The sequence below is a fragment of the Streptomyces katrae genome, assembly GCF_000966975.1.
GTDB lineage: Bacteria > Actinomycetota > Actinomycetes > Streptomycetales > Streptomycetaceae > Streptomyces > Streptomyces katrae.
Genome location: NZ_JZWV01001438.1, coordinates 1 through 2,895 on the forward strand (window position 1 = coordinate 1; position 2,895 = coordinate 2,895).

Genomic DNA, 2,895 nt, shown 5'->3' on the forward strand with positions numbered 1-2,895 from the left:
AGGTCCCCGCGGCCGGCGGGCCGCGGCTCGTGTCAGGTCTTGCGGTAGTCGTAGGCCTCCGTGGCCGCCGCCGCGACGGCTTCCAGGGGAGCGCCCGCCGAGGCGGCGACCACCGCCGCCACCGCGCCCTCCAGGAACGGGGCGTCCACGAGGCGGGAGTTCGGGGGGAGGTCGCCGTCCTCCAGGAGGGCCTTCACGGTCAGGACCGAGCTGCCCAGGTCCGCGAGCAGGGCCACCCCGGCCCCCTGGTCCACCGCGGCCGCCGCCGCGAGGACCAGTTCCGCGCTCGTGCCCAGGCCGCCGTCGGGGCTGCCGCCCGCCGGGGCCACCGGGGCCACCGCCCCGCCCGCCGCCAGGCCCCGGGCCAGCTGCGCCACCGACTCCGCCACCTGGGCGCTGTGCGAGACCAGGACGATGCCGACCGGGGTCACGAGGTCCCCTCCGCCGTGTCCGCGAGGGCCGTCAGGAGCAGGGCCGAGGAGGTGGCGCCCGGGTCCTGGTGGCCGATGCTGCGTTCGCCGAGGTAGCTCGCCCGGCCCTTGCGGGCCAGTATCGGCACCGTCGCCAGGGCGCCCGCCTCCGCCGCGTCCCGGGCCGCGCGGTAGGACGTGCCGAGTGCCGCCACCCCCGGGGTCAGGGCGTCCAGCATCGTCTTGTCGCCCGGCGCCGCCCCGCCCAGCTGGGCCACCGCGCCCACCCCGGCCTCCAGGGCCCGGTGCAGTGCGGTGTCGGAGACCTCGGGGTCCTCGCCGAGCTCCTTGCCGGTGCGGCGCAGCAGCGTGCCGTACAGGGGGCCGGAAGCGCCGCCGACCGTGGAGATCAGCGTGCGGCCCGCCAGCTGGAGGAGCGCGCCGGGTGCCGTCGAGGGGTCCGCCCCGGCGAGGGCGGTCCGGACGGCCGTGAAGCCCCGCAGGAGATTGGTGCCGTGGTCGGCGTCGCCGATGGGGGAGTCGAGCTCGGTCAGCCGGTCCGCCTCCCGTTCCACGGCCGCCGCGGCGGCCTCCAGCCAGTCCCGGAAGAACTCTGCGTCACGCACCTGAATCCTTTCGTCTCGTCCGTCATGGTCGGTCCGTCGTCGATACGCCGTGGTCGACGCGCCGTGGTCCGTGCGTCGTCTCCGTCCCGCGTCCTCAGCGGCCCCAGCGCAGCGCCGGGGTCTGCACCGGGGCGTCCCAGAGCCGCAGGAGCTCCTCGTCGGCCCGGCAGAGCGTCACCGAACAGCCCGCCATGTCCAGGGAGGTCACGTAGTTGCCGACCAGGGCGCGGGCCACGGGGACGCCGCGGGCCGCCAGGATCCGGGCCACCTCCGCGTGGAACCCGTACAGCTCCAGCAGCGGGGTCGCGCCCATGCCGTTGACCAGGGCCAGGACGGGTCCGTCCGCCGGGCCGCCCGTCTCGGCGAGGCCGTCCAGTACGGCGCCCACGGCCACGTCCGCGATCTCCCGGGCGGTCATCATGGCCCGCCGCTCCCGGCCGGGCTCGCCGTGGATGCCGATCCCCAGTTCCAGCTCGCCCTCGGGGAGCTGGAAGGTCGGGCTGCCCTTCGCCGGGGTGGTGCAGGCGCTGAGGGCGACGCCGAAGCTGCGCGAGCTCTCGTTGACCTGCCGGGCGAGGGCGGCGACCCGGTCCAGCGGGGCCCCCTCCTCCGCGGCCGCCCCGGCGATCTTCTCCACGAACAGGGTGGCGCCCGTACCGCGGCGCCCGGCCGTGTACAGGCTGTCCGTGACGGCGACGTCGTCGTTGACGAGGACGCGCTCCACGCTCAGGCCGTCCTCCTCGGCGAGCTCGGCCGCCATCTGGAAGTTGAGCACGTCGCCGGTGTAGTTCTTGACGATGAACAGGACGCCCTGTCCGGAGTCCACGCCGGCCGCCGCGTGCAGCATCTGGTTGGGCACCGGCGAGGTGAACACCTCCCCGGGGCAGGCCGCGGAGAGCATCCCGTACCCGACGAACCCGCCGTGCAGCGGCTCGTGCCCGGAGCCGCCGCCGGAGACCAGGCCGACCCGGCCGCCGGTCTTCGCGTCACGCCGCAGCACCACCCGCCGCTCCACGTCGACGTCGAGCTCGGGATGTGCCGCCGCCATCCCGTGCAGGGCATCGGCGACCACGGTGTCCGCGGAGTTGATGAGCATCCTCAAAGCTGCCTCCCAAGTGGCGCGGCGCCCCGGCCCCGTTCGCGGCCGGGGCTTCGAAGTCAACCACGGCCGGACGCCGGATCAGGGGAGGAACGGCCAAGCGGACGGCAGGTCAGCCGCCCTGCTCCCGCAGTCGGCGGCTGACCTCGCCGAGGCCGTCGGCCAGCGCGTCGAGCTGTGCGGGGGTGAGCACGTCGACGAGGACCTCCCGTACGGCCGTCACATGGCCGGGCGCCGCCGCCTCCAGCCGGGCCCGGCCGGCGTCGGTGAGGACGGCGAAGACCCCGCGCACGTCGGAGGGGCAGCTGCGGCGCCGGACCAGTCCGGCCTTCTCCATCTGGGTGACCTGGTAGGTCAGGCCGCTCTTGGAGTTGATCAGCCCGTTGGCGAGTTCCGTCATGCGCAGCTCGCCGTCGGGTGCCGCGGCGAGCCGCACGAGGATCTCGTACTGGGGGTGGGAGAGTCCTGAATCGTCCTTGAGCTGCTGGTCGAGATGCCGGTTCACCAGGGCGGAAGCGGCCAGGAAGCCCCTCCAGGCCCGCATCTCGCGCTCGTCCAGCCATCTCGTTCCGTCCATGGCGCCAGGGTACACGAGTTGTTCGAATTTGAATCAATGGTTAGTCTCGGGTCGGCGGTTCGAATTTGAACAACTTGCTCAGAGAACGCTCCCTCGGGCCGCCCCGACCGGAAGGAATCCCCCATGACCAGCGCCTCCGCCACCGCGACGAAGGCCCCGGCCACGGCACCGGCCGTACCCGCC

At 74.3% G+C, this 2,895-nt stretch carries 4 protein-coding genes; all 4 read right to left on the reverse strand.

Annotation, left to right across the window (positions count from 1 at the left end):
• Positions 1–32: 32 nt before the first annotated feature.
• A complete protein-coding gene (locus VR44_RS38105) occupies positions 33–431 on the reverse strand; it encodes a PTS-dependent dihydroxyacetone kinase phosphotransferase subunit DhaM (protein WP_045952262.1) in 399 nt (132 codons plus the stop codon).
• A complete protein-coding gene (gene dhaL / locus VR44_RS38110; RefSeq protein WP_045952263.1) occupies positions 428–1,036 on the reverse strand; it encodes a dihydroxyacetone kinase subunit DhaL in 609 nt (202 codons plus the stop codon). Before dhaL ends, VR44_RS38105 begins: the two co-directional genes overlap by 4 nt.
• A gap of 94 nt (positions 1,037–1,130) precedes the next feature.
• Complete coding sequence (gene dhaK, locus VR44_RS38115) at positions 1,131–2,138, reverse strand: dihydroxyacetone kinase subunit DhaK (protein ID WP_045952264.1); 1,008 nt, start codon at positions 2,136–2,138, stop codon at positions 1,131–1,133.
• A gap of 109 nt (positions 2,139–2,247) precedes the next feature.
• On the reverse strand, positions 2,248–2,712 hold the full coding sequence (locus VR44_RS38120; protein WP_045952265.1) for a MarR family winged helix-turn-helix transcriptional regulator: 465 nt from the start codon (positions 2,710–2,712) through the stop codon (positions 2,248–2,250).
• Positions 2,713–2,895: the final 183 nt, after the last annotated feature.

Excerpts from the sequence above, each read along its gene's own strand:
- VR44_RS38120 (WP_045952265.1), bottom strand. The coding sequence starts at position 2,712 with ATGGACGGAACGAGATGGCTGGACGAGCGCGAGATGCGGGCCTGGAGG.